Origin of the sequence: Mesorhizobium sp. M0698 (assembly GCF_040320455.1) — a bacterium.
Lineage (GTDB): Bacteria > Pseudomonadota > Alphaproteobacteria > Rhizobiales > Rhizobiaceae > Mesorhizobium.
Window position 1 is genome coordinate 34,033 of sequence record NZ_JAMYPQ010000018.1, and the last position, 16,736, is coordinate 50,768.

At 62.7% G+C, this 16,736-nt stretch carries 17 protein-coding genes; 9 read left to right on the plus strand and 8 right to left on the minus strand.

The features are described 5' to 3' along the window. Window positions 1-334 precede the first annotated feature (334 nt). Both parC and NKI16_RS26780 read left to right on the plus strand, forming a co-directional pair. Entirely contained in the window at window positions 335-2,587 is a 2,253-nt protein-coding gene (parC, locus tag NKI16_RS26775; RefSeq protein WP_352590501.1) for a DNA topoisomerase IV subunit A, read from the plus strand. Window positions 2,588-2,835: 248 nt separating this feature from the next. Next, the gene (locus tag NKI16_RS26780) at window positions 2,836-4,056 is read left to right on the plus strand and encodes an AI-2E family transporter (protein ID WP_352571482.1); all 1,221 of its coding nucleotides are present in this window, start codon (window positions 2,836-2,838) and stop codon (window positions 4,054-4,056) included. On the opposite strand, the gene NKI16_RS26785 is transcribed toward NKI16_RS26780, so the two are convergent. The 3 genes from NKI16_RS26785 to NKI16_RS26795 form a co-directional block, all read right to left on the minus strand. Beyond that, window positions 4,044-4,940, minus strand: a complete 897-nt coding sequence (locus NKI16_RS26785; protein ID WP_352571480.1) for a DMT family transporter — start codon at window positions 4,938-4,940, stop codon at window positions 4,044-4,046. The genes NKI16_RS26780 and NKI16_RS26785 overlap by 13 nt on opposite strands. 121 nt (window positions 4,941-5,061) lie before the next feature. Continuing rightward, window positions 5,062-5,826, minus strand: a complete 765-nt coding sequence (locus NKI16_RS26790) for an arginyltransferase (protein ID WP_352456566.1) — start codon at window positions 5,824-5,826, stop codon at window positions 5,062-5,064. 138 nt (window positions 5,827-5,964) lie between these two features. After that, window positions 5,965-6,435: an RDD family protein gene (locus NKI16_RS26795; protein ID WP_352622834.1), complete on the minus strand. Its 471-nt coding sequence runs from the start codon at window positions 6,433-6,435 to the stop codon at window positions 5,965-5,967. A 209-nt stretch (window positions 6,436-6,644) separates the two neighbouring features. Here NKI16_RS26795 and sthA point away from each other — a divergent pair, with 209 nt between their 5' ends. From sthA to NKI16_RS26810, 3 genes are all read left to right on the plus strand, one after another. Continuing rightward, the gene (gene sthA, locus NKI16_RS26800; protein ID WP_352622833.1) at window positions 6,645-8,033 is read left to right on the plus strand and encodes a Si-specific NAD(P)(+) transhydrogenase; all 1,389 of its coding nucleotides are present in this window, start codon (window positions 6,645-6,647) and stop codon (window positions 8,031-8,033) included. 148 nt (window positions 8,034-8,181) lie between these two features. Further along, a complete protein-coding gene (locus NKI16_RS26805) occupies window positions 8,182-9,390 on the plus strand; it encodes an MFS transporter (RefSeq protein ID WP_352796296.1) in 1,209 nt (402 codons plus the stop codon). A gap of 72 nt (window positions 9,391-9,462) precedes the next feature. Beyond that, the gene (locus tag NKI16_RS26810) at window positions 9,463-9,840 is read left to right on the plus strand and encodes a VOC family protein (protein WP_352621051.1); all 378 of its coding nucleotides are present in this window, start codon (window positions 9,463-9,465) and stop codon (window positions 9,838-9,840) included. A gap of 46 nt (window positions 9,841-9,886) precedes the next feature. Here the strand turns inward: NKI16_RS26810 and NKI16_RS26815 are convergent, their stop codons facing one another. Next, the gene (locus NKI16_RS26815) at window positions 9,887-10,543 is read right to left on the minus strand and encodes an alpha/beta hydrolase (RefSeq protein ID WP_352783435.1); all 657 of its coding nucleotides are present in this window, start codon (window positions 10,541-10,543) and stop codon (window positions 9,887-9,889) included. Between the two features lie 215 nt (window positions 10,544-10,758). On the opposite strand from NKI16_RS26815, the gene NKI16_RS26820 reads away from it, so the two are divergent. Next, the gene (locus NKI16_RS26820; protein ID WP_352636850.1) at window positions 10,759-11,934 is read left to right on the plus strand and encodes an OpgC family protein; all 1,176 of its coding nucleotides are present in this window, start codon (window positions 10,759-10,761) and stop codon (window positions 11,932-11,934) included. A gap of 22 nt (window positions 11,935-11,956) precedes the next feature. Here the strand turns inward: NKI16_RS26820 and NKI16_RS26825 are convergent, their stop codons facing one another. Then, window positions 11,957-13,036: a LacI family DNA-binding transcriptional regulator gene (locus NKI16_RS26825; RefSeq protein ID WP_352636851.1), complete on the minus strand. Its 1,080-nt coding sequence runs from the start codon at window positions 13,034-13,036 to the stop codon at window positions 11,957-11,959. Window positions 13,037-13,407: 371 nt separating this feature from the next. Between NKI16_RS26825 and NKI16_RS26830 the strand changes: the two genes are divergently transcribed. Beyond that, window positions 13,408-13,551 (plus strand): hypothetical protein, encoded by a 144-nt coding sequence (locus NKI16_RS26830; RefSeq protein ID WP_023674473.1) that lies wholly within the window; start codon window positions 13,408-13,410, stop codon window positions 13,549-13,551. A gap of 69 nt (window positions 13,552-13,620) precedes the next feature. On the opposite strand, the gene NKI16_RS26835 is transcribed toward NKI16_RS26830, so the two are convergent. Then, the gene (locus NKI16_RS26835) at window positions 13,621-13,992 is read right to left on the minus strand and encodes a DUF423 domain-containing protein (protein WP_023674474.1); all 372 of its coding nucleotides are present in this window, start codon (window positions 13,990-13,992) and stop codon (window positions 13,621-13,623) included. Window positions 13,993-14,045: 53 nt separating this feature from the next. Next, window positions 14,046-15,305: a multidrug efflux MFS transporter gene (locus NKI16_RS26840; protein WP_023674475.1), complete on the minus strand. Its 1,260-nt coding sequence runs from the start codon at window positions 15,303-15,305 to the stop codon at window positions 14,046-14,048. A 197-nt stretch (window positions 15,306-15,502) separates the two neighbouring features. Between NKI16_RS26840 and NKI16_RS26845 the strand changes: the two genes are divergently transcribed. Both NKI16_RS26845 and NKI16_RS26850 read left to right on the plus strand, forming a co-directional pair. Beyond that, window positions 15,503-16,165: a GntR family transcriptional regulator gene (locus NKI16_RS26845; RefSeq protein WP_352783436.1), complete on the plus strand. Its 663-nt coding sequence runs from the start codon at window positions 15,503-15,505 to the stop codon at window positions 16,163-16,165. A gap of 96 nt (window positions 16,166-16,261) precedes the next feature. Next, window positions 16,262-16,519: a DUF982 domain-containing protein gene (locus NKI16_RS26850; RefSeq protein ID WP_023674477.1), complete on the plus strand. Its 258-nt coding sequence runs from the start codon at window positions 16,262-16,264 to the stop codon at window positions 16,517-16,519. 51 nt (window positions 16,520-16,570) lie between these two features. Here NKI16_RS26850 and NKI16_RS26855 read toward each other — a convergent pair whose 3' ends face one another. Continuing rightward, window positions 16,571-16,729 carry a hypothetical protein gene (locus tag NKI16_RS26855; protein ID WP_023674478.1) on the minus strand — a complete coding sequence of 53 codons (159 nt, stop codon included), beginning with the start codon at window positions 16,727-16,729 and terminating at the stop codon, window positions 16,571-16,573. Between the last annotated feature and the right edge of the window lie 7 nt (window positions 16,730-16,736).

The window sequence follows — 16,736 nt, forward strand, 5'->3', positions numbered from 1 at the left end:
AATCGTCGCGTCGTCACCATTCGGTGACGAACTGGACCGGAAAAAGGCGGGCCCCGGCACAATGGTCGAAAATCGCGGCCAAAGGCAAACCCGATCCATCAGCCTTGCGATAGAAGCAGGATGTAACGGGTTGATGTTGGCCGGCGTCGTGACGCTTCCAATTCCTGTTGCATAATGGATGTCGCGCAAAAGTGTGCAGCGGGTTTTGCGATAACGGCATGTATCAAAACAAGGACCTAAAGCGTCGCATGGGGCCGGTCGAATGCGACTCGCTTTAGGAGGATGCATACCGGTGCCTCTTGCCGCGAATCACCCGCTCGGCTAGTGCCAGCCCATGGGAAAAAGGCTTTTGCCGCCCGAGAGTGGCGGCGGCGACAATATCGAGCCGGTCGATCTGAAGAAGGCGCTGGAAGAGCGCTATCTCGCCTACGCGCTGTCGACCATCATGCACCGGGCACTGCCGGACGTGCGCGACGGGCTGAAGCCGGTGCATCGTCGCATCATGCATGCCATGCGTCTGTTGCGGCTCAACCCCGACCAGGGCTTTGCCAAATGCGCCCGCATCGTCGGCGAGGTGATGGGCAAATTCCATCCGCATGGTGACCAGTCGATCTACGACGCGTTGGTGCGGTTGGCGCAGGATTTTTCGATGCGCTACCCGCTGGTCGACGGGCAGGGCAATTTCGGCAATATCGACGGCGATAACGCCGCCGCCATGCGCTACACCGAAGCGCGCATGACCGAAGTGTCGACGCTGCTGCTGGAAGGCATCACCGAGGACGCCGTCGATTTCCGCCCGACCTACAACGAGGAAGACGAGGAGCCGGCCGTGCTGCCCGGCGCCTTCCCTAACCTGCTCGCCAACGGCTCGTCCGGCATCGCCGTCGGCATGGCGACCTCGATCCCGCCGCACAATGCGGCCGAGCTCTGCGACGCCGCGCTTCACCTGATTGATCGTCCGGATGCGCCCGTCACCAAGCTGATGGATTTCGTGCAAGGTCCGGATTTCCCGACCGGCGGCATCATCGTCGACAGCCGAGCCTCGATCCTCGAAGCCTACGAAACGGGTCGCGGCGGCTTTCGTGTCAGGGCGAAATGGAGCCAGGAGGACCAGGGCAGGGGCACCTGGAACATAGTCGTCACCGAAATCCCTTACGGCGTCCAGAAGGCCAGGCTGATCGAAAAGATCGCCGAGCTCTTGATGGCACGCAAGCTGCCGCTGCTCGAGGATATCCGCGACGAGAGCGCCGAGGACATCCGCGTCGTGCTGGTGCCGAAAAGCCGCTCGGTCGATCCCGGCATCATGATGGAATCGCTGTTCAAGCTGACCGAGCTCGAAAGCCGCTTTCCGCTCAACATGAACGTGTTGTCGCGCGGCAAGGTGCCGAACGTGCTGTCGCTGAAAGGTGTGCTCAAGGAATGGCTGGAGCACCGCCGCGACGTCCTGATCCGCCGCTCCAAGCACCGCCTCGGCGAGATCGAAAGGCGGCTGGAGATCCTCGCCGGCTATTTGATCGCCTACCTCAACATCGACGAGGTGATCAGGATCATCCGCGAGGAGGACGAGCCCAAGCAGGTGATGATGGCCCGCTGGTCACTCACCGACACCCAGGCTGAAGCCATCCTCAACATGCGGCTGAGGGCGCTGCGCAAGCTCGAGGAATTCGAAATTCGCGAGGAATTCAATGGCCTGACCGGCGAGAAGAAGCAGATCGAGGCACTGCTTGCGTCCGACGCCAAGCAGTGGGCGACGATCAAGTGGGAAGTCGCCAATGTTCGCCAGAAATACGGGCCCGAGACCGACATCGGCAAGCGCCGCACCGAGTTCGCCGACGCACCCGAGCATGACCTGACCGATATCGCCCACGCCATGATCGAGCGCGAGCCGGTCACCGTGGTCGTTTCAGAAAAGGGCTGGCTGAGGGCCATGAAAGGTCATCTGACCGACCATTCGGCCCTGACCTTCAAGGAAGGCGACAGCCTCAAGCTCGCCTTCCACGCCCAGACGACCGACAAGGTGCTGGTCTCCACCACCGGCGGCAAGTTCTACACGATCGGCGCCGACCGGCTGCCTGGTGGGCGTGGCCACGGCGAGCCGATCCGCATCATCGTCGACATGGACAACGACCAGGATATCGTCACCGCCTTCGTCCATGATCCCAAGCGCAAGCTGCTGCTGGTGTCGCATGACGGCAACGGTTTCATCGTGCCGGAAGAAGAAGTCGTCGCCAACACCCGCAAGGGCAAGCAGGTGATGAACGTCAAGGCGCCCGACGAAGCCCAGCGCTGCATAAGCGTCGCCGGCGACCATCTCGCCATTGTCGGCGAGAATCGCAAGATGCTGGTATTCCCGCTGGCCGAGATCCCGGAGATGGGGCGCGGCAAGGGCGTGCGCCTGCAGAAATACAAAGATGGCGGCGTCCTCGACCTCAAGACCTTCACGCTCGCAAGCGGCCTGTCCTGGCAGGATTCGGCAGACCGCACCTTCACCAAATCGCGTGACGAGCTTGCCGAATGGATTGGCGCCCGCGCCTCGGCCGGCCGCATGGTGCCGAAGGGTTTCCCGAGGACTGGCAAGTTCGGGTGAAGCGGTAATCTCCCCCCTTGAGGGGGAGATGGCCGGCAGGCCAGAGGGGGTCCCCGCGCATGAAGCGCCAGCCTCCTTTGTTCGTGGTAAGGTCGCGTCAGGACGTCCCGACCCCTCTGTCGCCTTCGGCGACATCTCCCCCTCAAGGGGGGAGATTAGCAGCTCCACCCAAACATTTGGGATGTCGTCACGATTGCTGCACTATATCAGGGCATAAGCGATACGATGGGCCAGGGAGAGGTAGCCGCTTGAAGGAAGTCAGGATCCAGAAGCCGGAGCGGCAGCAGCGTCTGTTTGGCCTGTCGATGCCGCTCAGGGCCGCTGTCATTCCGCCGCTGTCGGCGGCGCGCTGGCTCCTGGTGCTGATCGTTGCCGCCGGCGTTTATTTCTTCCACGGCTTCCTGTTCCCGGTTCTTGCCGCCCTGGTTATCGCCTTCGCCAGCTGGCCGCTCTATCGGCGGCTGCTCGCCGGCGTCGGCGGCAACCGCACCATCGCTGCGACGCTTGCGATCTTGTTCATCCTGACTTTCCTGGTGGTGCCGATCGCGCTTGCCGGCACCTACGCCATCAATGAGGTGCGCGAGTGGGTCAACTGGGCGATAGAGACCAACCGCTACGGTGCGCCGACGCCGCACTGGATCGCCACCATGCCCGTGGTGGGCGAATGGCTCAATGAACAATGGACGGTCAACGTTGGCCACCCCGGCGGTATCGGCGAACTGATCCAGCTGATCAGTGGCGCCAATATCGGCAGCATCTATCGCGGCGTGCTTGCCGCCGGCGGCAGCGCCTTCGGCCTTTTGCTGACGCTGCTATTCATGATGATCGCGCTGTTCTTCGCCTATCGCGACGGCGAGCATTTCGCCGGACAGGTCGATCGCCTCGGCGAACGCATCCTGCCGGCCAGATGGGAACGGATCTCACGCGTGGTGCCTGCGACAATCTCCTCGACGGTGACCGGCATGACCGTTATCGCCATCGGCGAAGGGCTGGTGCTGGGTATCGCTTACTGGTTGGCCGGCGTGCCGTCGCCGGTGACGCTCGGCGCGCTGACCGGCATCATGGCGCTGATCCCCGGCGGCGCACCGCTGTCCTTCACGCTGGTGTCGATCTATCTCGCGGCCAGCGGCTCGCCGATGGCCGGGCTGGCACTGTTCATCTGGGGCGCGGTCGAACTCTTCATCGTCGACAAGACATTGCGCCCGAAGCTGGTCGGCGGGCCGATAAAGCTTCCCTTCCTGCCAACCTTTTTCGGCCTGATTGGCGGCGTCAAGACGATGGGCTTTCTCGGCCTGTTCATCGGCCCGGTGCTGATGGCGCTGCTGGTCGCAATCTGGCGCGAATGGCTGCGCGAAGTGGAACTGACCGATGAGCTCGCTGCCGCCGAACCGGCGGAGCACGATGACGCACCGCCGCAGATCGAAATTGTCGCCGGACGCGCCGCCGCGAAAAAGAATCAGGCCGGGTGACTGACGGCGAAGGTGGCGCGGCGCTTGCGCCCCTCGTGCAACTGCCAGAGCGAATGGCCGATCAAGGTCATGATTAGGATCGCGCCGCCGATCAGGCTGTTGCGCGACGGTGTTTCGGCGAAGATCATCCACACCCAGACCGGCGCCAGCACGGTTTCAAGCAGGTAGAACATCGCCACCTCCGGCCCGGAGATGTATTTCGGGCCGTTGGCGAGGCAGAAGAACGAGATCGGCATGATGACGGCGCCGTTGAAGATGATCCACCAGGGTGCGTTGACGTGAAAACCCACCTTGGAAACCATCACGGCGCCGACGGCCAGCGGCAGGACGACTCCGATCAGCGCGGTGAAGCCCATATCCTTGCCGCTGGCGCGCGAGATGGTGATGGCCGCGGCGATCATGAAAGCCGAGCATAGCGCCATCAGGTCGCCGAAGAGATGCCCGGTTCCGACGGAATCGCCGACGATGATCACGACGCCGGCGATCATCAATGCCAGCGCTGCGAGCGTCAGCGGCCGTGGCCTCTCCTTCAGGAACAGCCACGACAAAACGGCCGCGAACATGGTGGTGAAGGCCAGGATGAAAACGAGATTGGCGGTCGAAGTGTTGTAGACGCCGGTGATGAAGGCGATCGAGCCGAGCCCGTAGAGGCCGGCAACGATGAGCCCTGACCAGCCCGGCACAAGCTGCGGTGCCTTTGCGCTCAGCGAGCGCCAGGCGGCCCAGATGATAAGCGTGGCGACGAAGGTCGTGCCGGTGCGCAACAGCAGGATCGTCCACGCCTCGCCGTCGGCGAGCCGGATCAGCGGAATGTCGACGGTCAGCGTCAGCCCGCCGATGGCGGTGATCAGAAGGCCTCTCTGGTGGTCGTTGTGGGAAGACATGCGGCAATTCTCGCGTAGGCTTGGAGGCGCAAAATTGACCGCCCGGTTTTCCAGCCGATCGGCCGGAAGCCCAGCGGCATCCTCCTCGAAACAATTTAAGAGTGAATACCGAAAGCGAAGATCAGCGCGAAACCGCTTCGTGATTGTAGCGTTCCCAGCCTTTCGGGCCGAGATGCTCCTGCGGCTGGAAGCGCATCTTATAATTCATCTTGCGCGAGCCGTTGACCCAGTAACCCAGGTAGACATGGGGCAGGCCCATCGCCCTGGCGCGGGCGATGTGGTCGAGGATCATGAAGGTGCCGAGCGAACGGTCCTCGAAGTCCGGGTTGAAGTAGGAATAGACCATCGACAGGCCATCGGCCATCTTGTCTGTGAGCGCCACGGCGATCAGCTCGCCCTGGCCCTTGCCGGTGATGAAGCTGTCAGGTCCGCGGCGACGGTATTCGATGACCTTGGTGTCGACATGGGTATCCTCGACCATCATGGCGTAGTCGAGCACGGTCATGTCTGACATGCCGCCACGGCGGTGGCGGGCGTCGAGATAGCTGCGGAACAGCGAATACTGTTCGGTGGAGGGTTCGGCGTCGTGCATGGCGCCGACCAGATCCGAATTATGCTGTATGACCCGTTTCAAGTTGCGGCTGGCGGTGAATTCCTGCGCCAGGATGCGCACCGACACACAGGCGCGGCAGGTCTCGCAGGCCGGCCTGTAGGCGATGTTCTGCGACCGCCTGAAACCGCCCTGCGTCAACAGATCGTTCATCTCGGGGGCCTTGTCGCCGACCAGGTGTGTGAACACCTTGCGCTCGAACTGGCCCTCGAGATAGGGACATGGCGAGGGCGCGGTCAGAAAGAACTGCGGCGACTGGGTCGGGTGCTGCGTCATCGAGCCTTGGAAACACTCCTGCGAATCGCTCTACCTTTGGCGCGGACGCCGAAAAATTCAACAGGATTGTGAAAGCCTGGTTGATTGGACGTCTTCACATTTGTGCGCAAAGGCTGCGGCCGCGCTTCAAAAGTCTGCTCAGCGGCCGCTGCGGCTGACGACGGTGCCGAGCAGCAGGTCGTGCAGCGTGCGCTTGCGGTCGGAAAACAGGCTCACCAGCAGGACCAGCGGCGAAAGGATGACATTGCCGGCCCAAAACAGCACCGAATGCACGACGGCGGTCAGCCCGTCGATGCGGCTGCCGTCGAGCCGGTCGAGCCGGATGCCCATCACCTTCATGCCGGTGGTGGCCTGGTCTTTACTGCCGAGCGTGTTCCAGATGTAGAGGATGGCGACGGCCGGCACGAGAATGGAAAACAGCATCCAGCCGAGGCCGAGCGTCAACAGCCCGAACAGGAACACCAGGATCGCGAATGGAATGGTGAGCAGCGCGACGATGAAATAATCGATGACGAAGGCGAGAATGCGCCGCGTGCGCACGCCTTCATAGGCGCGGACGTCTTCGAGCCTGCTGGTGATGATATCGCCGTCGAGAACGCGAGCGTTCATGTCATTTCCTCGTAATCGAACCCGGGTTAATGCACGGGCCGCGTGTTGATGAAATGGTGAAGGTTCGCGGCGGAATCAAGATCGAGCCATTCGCCGCCGTATATGGTGACGGAGTGCCCGGCGTCGTCTGACTTGTTGAATTCATGGCGCGGATGGCGTTAGCTTGCTGCGGCGCAACAAAAGGTGCCGAGCCGAGGGGACGGGGCGACATGGACTACGACATGCTGGTCATCGGCAGCGGCCCATCCGGGCGCCGCGCCGCGGTGCAGTCGGCCAAGCTCGGCAAGTCGGTGCTGGTGGTCGACAGAGGCCGGCGTCTCGGCGGCGTTTCGGTGCATACCGGGACCATACCGTCGAAGACGTTGCGCGAGACGGTGCTCAACCTCTCCGGCTGGCGTGAGCGCGGCTTTTATGGACGCGGCTACCGCGTCAAGCAGGACATTTCGGTCGGCGATCTGGTCGAGCGCCTGCACAAGACGCTCGACCATGAGGTCGAGGTGCTGCAGCACCAGTTCATGCGCAACACGGTCAAGAGTGCGCGCGCCGCGGTAAAATTCCTCGGCCCCAACAAGGTCAGCCTGACCACCGACACCGGCGACTACAGCGAGGTTGGCTTCGCCCATGCGCTGATCGCGGTCGGCACCCGGCCGCACCGGCCGCACGACGTGCCGTTCGACAAAACACGGATTTTCGACAGCGATGAGATGCTGGAGCTCGACCGCCTGCCGCGCACGCTGACGGTGATCGGCGCCGGTGTTATCGGTGTCGAGTATGCGACGATCTTTTCGGCGCTCGACGTGCCGGTGACGCTGGTCGAGCCGCGCAATACGATGTTGGATTTCGTCGATCGCGAGATCGTCGACGACTTCATCCATCAGATGCGCGACCGCGGCATGACCATCCGCTTGGGCAGCGCCGTCAAGGAGATCGCCTCCAAACCCGACTATGCCGAGGTGATGCTGGCCGACGGCCGCACCATACGTTCCGAGATCGTGCTTTATGCTGCAGGGCGTACCGGCAATGTCGGCAGCCTGGGCTTGGAAACGGTCGGCATTGATGCCGATCCCAGGGGCCGCATCAAGGTCGATCCGCAGACCTTCCAGACCAGCGCGTCCAACATCTATGCCGCCGGCGACGTCATCGGTTTTCCGAGCCTGGCCTCGACCTCGATGGAGCAGGGCAGGGTGGCCGCCTGCCATGCCTTCGGCGTGCCCTTGCCGCCGCCGCCCGAAACCTTTCCCTACGGCATCTACGCCGTGCCGGAAATCTCCACCGTCGGGCAATCCGAGGAGCAGGTGCGCGAGAGCGGTGCTGCCTACGAGGTCGGCGTGGCGCGGTTTCGCGAGACATCGCGCGGCCACATCATGGGCGTCAACACCGGCTTCCTGAAGCTTCTGTTCTCGATCGAAACACGCCGTCTGCTCGGCGCCCATATTGTCGGCGAGGGCGCGACCGAACTCATCCACATTGGCCAGGCGGTCATCAATCTCGGCGGCACCGTCGACTTCTTCGTCAACAACACCTTCAACTATCCGACGCTGGCCGAAGCCTACAAGATCGCCGGGCTGGACGCCTGGAACCGCATGGGGCGGGCGTAGACCATGATCCCGAATCGAAGGACCGCGTGGGCACCGGTTTTGCTGCGCGGACCTTCGGGATGGGGCAGGACACTCAGCAGTGGCGCATTGCAACCGACATGGTAGCCGTTGCGTTTCAGCCAAACGGATTGCCGAACAGGGCAAAGCAATGACTGGGCCAGCGCCAAGGAAAACCTTCGCCTGGATTTCCCGAAACACGGTGCTTCTGGCGCTGGCGAGCCTGTTTGCCGACATTTCGACCGAGATGCTTTATCCGATCCTGCCGATCTTCCTAACCCAGACCCTGCACGCAAGCGGGAGCGTCGTCGGTCTGGTCGACGGAATCGCCCAGGCGACGCAGAACATCGTGCAAGGTTTTTCGGGCTGGCTCTCGGACAGGCTTCAGAAGCGGAAACCGATAGCCCTCATTGGCTATTTTCTGGCCTCTATCGCCAAACCGCTGATCGGCGTGGCCACAGTGTGGCCGATGGTCCTGGGCGCGCGGTTTGTGGATCGGCTCGCTGCAGGTTTCCGGTCCGCTCCGCGCGACGCGCTCCTTGCTTCGTCGGTGGCCGACGAGCACCGAGGCAAAGCATTCGGCCTAGAAGGCATTGGCGACAATCTGGGAGCGTTTCTGGGGCCACTGCTCGCGGTGCTGCTTCTCATCGCGCTCAAAGTCGATATCCGCTGGATCTTCTATCTCGCGCTCATTCCCGGTCTCCTCGCCTTCCTCATGGTGGTGTTGGTGCACGAGCAGCCACTGGCCGTAGCCGCAAAGGCCAAGATCGACGTCAATCTGCGGCAGTTTCCCAAAGCCTATTGGATCTATCTCTTGGTGACAGCTCTCTTCGGCATCGGCAATTCGAGCAATGCATTTCTGATTCTGCAAACACAGGATATCGGTGCCTCTTTGGAGGCAACCATTCTTATCTACGCAGGCTTCAATCTCGTTGCGGCGCTGATTTCCTACCCGGCCGGCTTTCTATCGGACCGCTTCGGCCGCAAGGGCGTGTTACTGTCGTCCTTCGTCATCTTCCTGATCGCCTATCTCGGCTTCGTCTTGACCCGGAACATCTATCTGATCGGGCTGCTTTTTGCCTTCTACGGGTTCTATCAAGGCATCTTCCGCTCAGTCGGCAAGGCATTCGCCTCGGACTTCGTGCCGCAAGAGCTGCGTGCCAGCGGCATCGGCTGGTACAGCACCACGGTCGGCCTGCTGGAACTCGCGGCAAGCGTTGTCGCCGGACAGCTCTGGGATCGTGTAAGCCATGAGGCGGTGTTCATCTACGGCGCTGTCTTCGCCGTGGTCGGCAGTGCTGGTCTGCTTGCCCTGATCCCCTGGCGAACCGACGGTCATAGTGTGTCGGCGGCGTCGTAGTGCTGCCGGGGCGTTGCCGATGATGAGCAGCCTTTAATAAAACGTTCTACTCAAACTGAAAGGTCCCCGGTCATGACGCCCGTCAGTGTTCGCTATATTGTCGACGATGTCGCCGCTTCCATCGATTTCTACGTGAAGCATCTGGGCTTTGCCATTGAACGGGATGCGCGGCCGGCTTTCTGCTCGGTCACGCGCGGCGATCTGCGGCTTCTGCTGAGCGGGCCGGAGAGCTCGGGCGCACGGGCGATGCCGGATGGCCGCCGGCCGGTGCCGGGAGGGTGGAACCGCATCCTGCTGGTGGTGCCGGATCTGAAGCAAGAGGTTGCGCGCCTGAAGGGCGCCGGGCTCGCCTTCCGCAACGATATCATCAACGGCGTCGGCGGCTCGCAGACCCTGCTCGAAGACCCGTCCGGCAATGTGATCGAGCTATTCCAGCCCGCCGCACACTGACATTCGATGGTCGGGCCCGCGTTGTGCGTGCGCTCAATCCGCTCGTTCAGCGGTTGCCTGACCCCGCCAGCCACTGCCTGACGATTTCAGCATCCGCGTCGCCGATTTCATGGCCGGAGGCAATGGTGTGGGTCTCGACCTTGGCGCCATGCGAGCTCAGTAGAGCGGCCAACACCGGCGCGAATGGCGCGTAGGTCAGGTCGGCGGCGCCGGCGACGATCAGAGCCCGCGCCTTCGACATGTCGGCCGGCGGCACCTCGTCGAGCACCGGCATCGGACGCAGCAATGCAGCGCGCTCGATGAGGCCCGGATGCAGCAGCATGACGCTTGAAACCAGATTGGCGCCGTTCGAATACCCGAGAAAGGTCGCGCGGCGGAGATCGGGGCTGTGGCGCTTCGCGACGCCGGCGACGAAGCCTGCAAACGCATCTGCCTCCGCGCGGATACTTGCCTGCTCGAATCGCGTCGGGGTGATTCGCGTGAACCAGCGGAAACCGTCCTCCTGAGGGATGCGGCCACGGACCGTAACCAGCGCCGCATGCGGCGCGATTTGCCGACCAAGCGGCAGCAAGGTCGTCTCGTCGACACCCGATCCATGCAACAGGAACAGCCAGTCACCGGGTAAATTGGCGGATCGATGGAGCCGGTAGAAAAAGCCTGAATTCTCCTGCAAAATACCGTCTTCGAGGCTTTGCTCGGCCATAGTCACATCCTTTTGATTCCGCGTTACTTTCGTTAATTTGCCGGCTTCAAAACGGAATATTTTCAAGCTCCGCGAAAGTTGATTGAACCGGGCGCATTTCAGTCCGTTTCTTTGCCGATATAATCCCCGCGGGGGGATCGAAGCAGTGTGCGCCGGGTGGTCGCCCGAGGGATCGCATGCCGGGCATGAACAACCAGCTTTAAGGCCTTTTATCGATGACCATGCCAGTTTCGCCGGAACGCGATACGCGTATTGATGTGTTCCGGGCTCTCGCCCTCCTGACCATATTCGTCGACCACGTGCCGGGCACCGTGTTCGAAACCCTGACCTACAAGAATTTCGGGTTTTCAGATGCGGCCGAGGCCTTCGTGCTGATCTCCGGCATGTCCGTCGCTCTCGCCTACGGCACTAAGTTCCAGCCGGGAAACCGGCTGATTGCAACGCTGAAAATGTGGCGCCGCGCCGGTGTGCTCTATGTCACCCACATCGTCACGACGATGGTGGTGATGGCTATCTTCTGCGCGGCGGCGGTGTTTGCGAAACGGCCGGATCTTCTGACGCTGATCAACATCGAGCCGCTCGTCAGGAACCCGCCACAAGTCCTGGTCGGCATCGTCACGCTCGGCCATCAGCTCGGTTACAACAACATACTGCCGGTCTATGCGGCGCTGCTGTTGATGGCTCCGGTCTTCCTGCTGTTCATCAGCTACCGGCCACTGGCGGCGCTCGCAGTATCCGCAGCCCTTTGGCTGATTGCCGGAATCTACCAGATCGCGCCGCCGAACTACCCGGAGCCCGGCTTCTGGTTCCTCAATCCGCTGTCATGGCAATTGCTGTTCAATATCGGCATGGCCAGCGTGTTGCATGTGCGGCGCGGCGGCACCATCCCGGCCAATCGCTGGCTGGTCGGCGCGGCCGCCGCCTATGTGCTGACGGCGCTCGTCTGGGTGCACAGCCCGCTGTGGGGGCATGTGTCGTGGCTCGACCTGCCGGTGGTGCTGACCGGTTTCGACAAGACGTTCCTGTCGTTGCCGCGGCTGCTGCACATCCTGGCGATGAGCTATCTGGTCGTCGCCTTGCCTTTCGTCTCGAACCTGTTCCGCACCGGCCGCGACAATCCGCTCGCCATATTGGGCAAACGCTCGCTGCCGGTTTTCATTGCCGGCACGGTGATTGCCATGGCGGCGCAGGTGATGAAGCTGGTCAACCCGGGCGGCTTTGCCTATGACAGTCTGCTGCTCGCCGCCGGCATCGCCATGCAGTTCGCGCTCGCCTTCTATCTGGAATGGCTGTCCGCTATCGGCTGGTCCGGCAAGGGCAAGCCGGTCCGCAACGAGGCGTCACCGGTCCGTCCATCCTTTGGCATCGGTCCGATGGCGGCCAATCGATAAGATTTGGAGCCGATCTGCCCAGTCAACCTGTGCCTGGCGGCGGCCCGGACGACGCCCTGACGATAAGTTCGACATCGAGCGTTTCTCGCCGCACCGTGCCGTCGAAGTCGAGGATTCTTCGCGCTGCCCGGCGGCCGATCTCGGCGATCGGCTGGGCGATGGTGGTGAGCGGAGGCTCGCAAATTGCGGCTTCAGGCACGCCGTCGAAGCCGACGACGGAAACATCGCGAGGAACCGCGATGCCCCGCGCGCTGAGCCATTCCAATGCTTCCATCGCGACCCGGTCCGACATCGCCAGGATGGCGGTCGGCGGTTCCGCCGAGGCGAAGAGGGTTTCGAGACCAGCCTTTGTGCTGGCCTCATCGTTTTCAGTCTCGTAGACCGGCACCTTGGCGGTATCGACGCCGAACCGGGAAAGCTCTTCGAGATAGCCGAGGAGGCGGTCACGGGTTCCTGTATAGACTGCGGTCCGGACCTGCTCGGGCGAGACAAGTCCGGTGCTGTCGTCGGCGAAGGCCAGCGACAGCACGGCGAAGCGGCGGTGTCCAAGTTCCGCCAGATGGCGCGCCGCGAGCCGGCCGCCGGCAACATTGTCGACGCCGATCGCGGAGACCGTGGCGTCCTGCGAGCCGAGCTCGAGCGCGACGAAGGGGAGCTTGCGTTCGCGCGTCAGCTCGACGAGGCGCGGACCGCCCTCGATGCAGAACAGGATGAAGCCGTCGACCAGGGCGCTCTGGATATTCCAGGCAAGTTTTTCCTCGTTGCCGGCCGACACGAGGGCTATTCCCGCGCCGGTGGCGTCGCATGCCTCCGAGATGCCGGCCATCATCACGCGCGCAAAGGGGTCGTCGAAAAAATAGGACAGCGGCTCGGTTGTGGCGACGCCGATCGCATTGACCTTGCCGGCGCGCAGCAGGCGGCCCTTTGGATCGGGGCCGGCGTAGCCCAGCGCGTCGGCCGCCGCCTTGACCCGCTCGCGGACTTCCTCGCGTACGATTTCGGGACGGCTGAAGACATTGGAGGCAGTTCCGTGTGATACGCCCGCGGCTTTGGCGATGTCCGCCAGCCGGATGGGCCTCCTGCCTTCGGTGAGTGATGCCATTTGTTTGTCTCCGGGACTCCGGTCCAACAGTATCGCCGACTACCTAACACCTTCGTTGGATCGATTCAAATTTTTGCTTGACATTTGTGGTGCGATGCGTATTTTTTGAATCGATCCAAGAGCGTTTTTCGCCCCCAGATTGGATCGATACAATAGGAGAGCGCCATGCACCCCGTCAATTATCTGTTCGAGGACATTTACCGGAACGACTGGAGCATCCGTTCGAGCGCGGAGGCCCGGAAGCGGCGAGACAGGACCGGTCCGTGGATTCGCGACCTGGGTTTCCTCGTAGGACGCAAGCGGAGCTGATCGGTGGCCTATTTTTGTGCCCGCTGATTGGATCGAGTCAAAAAACTAGAGGAGATTAAACCATGCACCCGATCAAGCATCTGTTCGAAGACATCTATCGCAATTATTGGGGCATCTCGCCGGCCACCGAACGGCCGGAGCGGCGGCGTGTAGTCAAGACGACCAACAGCGATGGCCAAGTCCGGCCCGAACGTCCGCGAGACTGAGCTGGCAAGACAGAGCTCGTGGATCGAGGGCGGCTGGCGAAGGAGCAGCGGCGGCCATTGGTTGCCGCATCAATGGCGGCGCGGGCGCACCAGCGCCGAGGCGGCCATCATCAGCCAGCCGCCGATGAGCAACGTGCCGCCGATCGGCGCCGACATCGGGAACAGCCGCGAGCCAAGGAAGTCGCGGGCCAAAAGATCTCCCGAGAATAGCAGAAGCCCGACGAGAAGGATGAGGCTTCCGGTTCGCAGGATGCTATTGCCACCGAGCAGCCCGACGGTAAGGAAGACCGGCGCATGCAAGAGCAGGAAGGATGCGGCCGTACCGACGAAAGCGCCGCCGAGATGTGCCGCCGCCGCCGAAAGCGCCACGCCGGTTGCGCCGCATAGGCCGCCGGCAAGAACCAGAATGCGGCCGCCTGCCGCGTGTTCATCCGTGCTCATTTCCACGCCTCCGTGATTCCTGGCGACCGCCTGAGATAGTGCCGCGAACCGTGTCAGGATTTGCCGGCTTCCGCCAGCATGTCGCGTTCGCGGCGCGACTGGACCAGCCAGTTATAGGCCGCTCCGCCCGCCATCAGAATGGATGTGCCGAGAAACACCGAGCGCATACCGAAATGGCCGCCGGCGAAGCCGCCGAGCAACGGTCCGGCGACCTGCCCGACATATTGCGCCGAGATCGACAAGCCCAGCACGTTGCCGCCGACCCCGTCGGGCACATTGTGGCGGATGACGCTGGTGATGCAGGGCAAAAGACCGCCAAGCGCCAGGCCCATCAGGAAACGCAGGCCGACGAGCTGCCAGCCCTGGGTAACGAAGGCCTGCGGGATCAGCAGCAGCGCCGAGACGGCGAGTGCGGCAACGATGACGTTCCAGTGGCCGATACGGTCGGCGAGCTTGCCGAGCCGCGACGCCGACAGGATGGCGCCTAGCGCTGCCGCGGACATGACGATGCCGGAGACCAGCGTGACCTGGCTCTGATCTTCGATGAGCTGCTGGACATAGACGGTGATGATCGGCTCGATCGACATGGTGGCGAAACTCAACAGCATGCCGGTCGCCAGCATGGCGACGACGGGGCGCTTGTCGGGAATCTGCGACCAGCCGTCTTTCACTTTTTCTTCTGACGCGGCCTTGGCGGCAACCGGGCGAGGGGCCTCCTTGATCAGCAAGGTGGTTGCCAGAAAAGCCAGGAAAATGACGCCGCCGGCGAGCAGGAATGTGGCGCGGATGCCAATCAGCGGCGGCAGCGCGCCGCCAAGCAGCGGACCGACCAGGGCACCGGCCGTGATTCCGGCCGACAGCACGCCCAGCGCCCAGCCGGAGCGATCCTTCGGCGTCTGCATGGCAACCAGGATGGTCGAGCCCGAAGAATAGCCGCCGGCAAAGCCGATCAGCAGGCGCAAGAGCACCAATTGCCAGACGGTCTGCACCATGCCGGTCAGCGACATACACAGCGCCATGCCGAAACTGGCTCGCACCAGCATCAGTTTGCGGCCGTAGCGGTCGCCTAGCCGCCCCCACAGGGGCGCGACCAGCGCGGCAGCAAGGAAGGTGGCGCCGTAGGCGATGCCCGACCACTGCACGATCGCCGCATGGCCCTCGGCGCCCAGCTGCTCGACGTAAAGCGGCAGGAAGGGCAACAGCAGCGTCATCGCTACAAGCGTGCTGAACGAGCCGGCAAAACACACGGCGAGATTGCGGCGCCAGTGGACGTTGTGCGTGCCTTGCATGGCGAGGGCGGCGTCTTGCGGCATGTCATGTCCTGTCCGGCCAGCTTGCATGAAACTTGCTACGGATACCAATTTGGGATACCAAACTGGTATCTGTCATGAACGCAAGCCCCGTCGCTGTCAATGCGGGCCTCTCAAACATGATCGACAAAGGCCGGCGTGATCGGCCAACGCCGGCCAGTGACCCGATTGCCGGAACAAATGACCTGAACGGAACGCCAATGTCGCAGATGCAGAACGTCGAAAAGCAGCTTCGCGAGATGATCCTCGGGCTCGAGATCGGTCCCGGCGAGCGGCTGACGGAGCGCTGGGTCGAAAGCCGCTTCGGTGCATCGCGCACGCCGGTCAGGGCGGCATTGCTGCGGCTCGAGACTGAAGGCCTGATCTGCCGCGCCGGCCGCGGCTGGACGGTCTCGCCCATCAATCTTGCTGAACTCGAGCAGATCGCCGTCTATCGCGAGGCGGTCGAGGTCGCGGCACTCAGACTAACTTGCACCTTGCAGGACAGAAGTGCCGTCGAAATCATCGAGGCGATGCTCGATTCTTGCGACGACAAGACGCCGCGCGAGGAATGGCATCGCGTCGGCAGGGATTTTCATATCGAGTTGGCGCGTCTATCCGGCAACGAGTTCCTGTTCAGAGCGGTTCGCGACGTGATGACACGCCTGTCGCGCGCCCGCTGGCTCGAGGTTCGCGACGAGGCAGCGCTCGGCCGTGCCTGGGCCGAACACCATGCCATTCTGTCGGCGGTGCGGGCCGGCGATGCCGATAGCGCCGCCCGCCTGCTTTCGGCCCATATCATCGGCAGCCGCGACCGGCTGGTGACCTCGCTGCGCAACGACCGGCGCGGCCTGCGCGCCCGGGGATTTGCCGTCGTCGCTTGAGTGAGGATCGGCTGCCATTGATCACGAAAAGAGCAGATGAGCGAAGAATGCTACTTTCGGTCTCGCTTCGCAAATGCCGATGGCGTAAGAGCAGCGATGGAAAACAACCGATTTGACACACCCGTGACCGTCAAGGGCGCGGCGGGAAGCAATCAGCTCTTGCGTACGGCCCGCGAGGCTTCCGACTACCTCCTCAACAATTGGCCCGGCAAGCGCAGCCCCAAGCACCGCGAAGCGTTGCAAGCCTGTCATGATGCGCTGGCCGGCGACAAGCCGGCCATGAACGCAAGACGGGCCTTCATTGCCGCCGCTCGTGAAGTGAACGTCTTCGTCAGCGACAAGGCGCCCGCCTGAGGCATAGCGGGATTTGACCGAGGCGCGGACCGCCTGACAGGCCGGGCGTCATCACTCGGCCGTTTCGGTTTTGGTTTGGGACTCTCTCTCGCCCTCGGGCTTCGATCGCTCCTTGGCTGCGACCTTGGCAGCCTGCTTTTCCGCCTTCTTGGCAGCCTTCTGCCGGTCGCGTTCCTTGCGTTCCTGACCGTAGTTCGGTGCTCGTGCCATATCGTTT

What these genes read in the sequence shown, in the direction of transcription:
- parC (WP_352590501.1), top strand. Translation starts at nt 335, where the DNA reads ATGGGAAAAAGGCTTTTGCCGCCCGAGAGTGGCGGCGGCGACAATATC.
- NKI16_RS26785 (WP_352571480.1), bottom strand. Translation starts at nt 4,940, where the DNA reads ATGTCTTCCCACAACGACCACCAGAGAGGCCTTCTGATCACCGCCATC.
- NKI16_RS26790 (WP_352456566.1), bottom strand. Translation starts at nt 5,826, where the DNA reads ATGACGCAGCACCCGACCCAGTCGCCGCAGTTCTTTCTGACCGCGCCC.
- NKI16_RS26795 (WP_352622834.1), bottom strand. Translation starts at nt 6,435, where the DNA reads ATGAACGCTCGCGTTCTCGACGGCGATATCATCACCAGCAGGCTCGAA.
- sthA (WP_352622833.1), top strand. Translation starts at nt 6,645, where the DNA reads ATGGACTACGACATGCTGGTCATCGGCAGCGGCCCATCCGGGCGCCGC.
- NKI16_RS26805 (WP_352796296.1), top strand. Translation starts at nt 8,182, where the DNA reads ATGACTGGGCCAGCGCCAAGGAAAACCTTCGCCTGGATTTCCCGAAAC.
- NKI16_RS26810 (WP_352621051.1), top strand. Translation starts at nt 9,463, where the DNA reads ATGACGCCCGTCAGTGTTCGCTATATTGTCGACGATGTCGCCGCTTCC.
- NKI16_RS26815 (WP_352783435.1), bottom strand. Translation starts at nt 10,543, where the DNA reads ATGGCCGAGCAAAGCCTCGAAGACGGTATTTTGCAGGAGAATTCAGGC.
- NKI16_RS26820 (WP_352636850.1), top strand. Translation starts at nt 10,759, where the DNA reads ATGACCATGCCAGTTTCGCCGGAACGCGATACGCGTATTGATGTGTTC.
- NKI16_RS26825 (WP_352636851.1), bottom strand. Translation starts at nt 13,036, where the DNA reads ATGGCATCACTCACCGAAGGCAGGAGGCCCATCCGGCTGGCGGACATC.
- NKI16_RS26830 (WP_023674473.1), top strand. Translation starts at nt 13,408, where the DNA reads ATGCACCCGATCAAGCATCTGTTCGAAGACATCTATCGCAATTATTGG.
- NKI16_RS26835 (WP_023674474.1), bottom strand. Translation starts at nt 13,992, where the DNA reads ATGAGCACGGATGAACACGCGGCAGGCGGCCGCATTCTGGTTCTTGCC.
- NKI16_RS26840 (WP_023674475.1), bottom strand. Translation starts at nt 15,305, where the DNA reads ATGCCGCAAGACGCCGCCCTCGCCATGCAAGGCACGCACAACGTCCAC.
- NKI16_RS26845 (WP_352783436.1), top strand. Translation starts at nt 15,503, where the DNA reads ATGTCGCAGATGCAGAACGTCGAAAAGCAGCTTCGCGAGATGATCCTC.
- NKI16_RS26850 (WP_023674477.1), top strand. Translation starts at nt 16,262, where the DNA reads ATGGAAAACAACCGATTTGACACACCCGTGACCGTCAAGGGCGCGGCG.
- NKI16_RS26855 (WP_023674478.1), bottom strand. Translation starts at nt 16,729, where the DNA reads ATGGCACGAGCACCGAACTACGGTCAGGAACGCAAGGAACGCGACCGG.